Raw genomic sequence first — 653 nt, 5'->3', positions numbered from 1 at the left:
TCACCATTGTCTGTACCTGCCGACAGTGTGGCTCCATCCGGCACTCCACTGATCGTCACGGTCAGAGTTTCGGAGCTATCGGTGAGACCGGCATCAATGTCGAGCGCAATGGCGCTGTCTTCGGAACCACTTGCGTCAGATACATCCAGTGTCGGTGCGTCTGCGACACCGGCAACATCGACAGTGATCGAACCCGTCGTAGTCGCGACGTCCTCGCCATCGGCAGAGGTTGCCGTCACCCCAAGATCAAACGAGCCGCTGAAGTCATCCGCTGGCGTAATCGTCAGACCGTCAAGCTGATCCGAACCCAACGTCCAGGTGCCATCACCATTATCGGTGCCAGCCGACAGGGTCGCGCCGTCTGGTACTCCACTAATCGTAACAGTGAGAGTCTCCGAGCTATCGGTAAGACCTGCATCAATATCCAGCGCAATGGCACTGTCTTCATTACCAGAGGCATCACTGACGTCGAGAGTCGGAACGTCCGCGACACCGGTGACATCAACAGTCAGAGTATCGGTTGCAGTTGCCACATCCGATCCATCAGCAGAGCTTGCCGTCACATCCAGATCAAATGAACCGCTAAAGTCGTCCGGCGGCGTAATCGTCAGACCATCAAGCTGGTCAGAGCCCAGCGTCCAGGTGCCATCACC

The 653-nt window shown here is 57.0% G+C and carries 1 protein-coding gene; it reads right to left on the bottom strand.

Features of this window, described 5'->3' with window-relative positions:
• Nucleotides 1-653 (bottom strand): Ig-like domain-containing protein (locus tag HED22_RS19545; RefSeq protein ID WP_167725426.1); only part of this gene is annotated, 653 nt, incomplete at both ends.

It is taken from the genome of Thalassospira sp. HF15 (genome assembly GCF_011806525.1).
Lineage (GTDB): Bacteria > Pseudomonadota > Alphaproteobacteria > Rhodospirillales > Thalassospiraceae > Thalassospira.
Note: the sequence above shows the minus strand (reverse complement) of the source record. Positions and strands in the feature narration are given on the sequence as shown.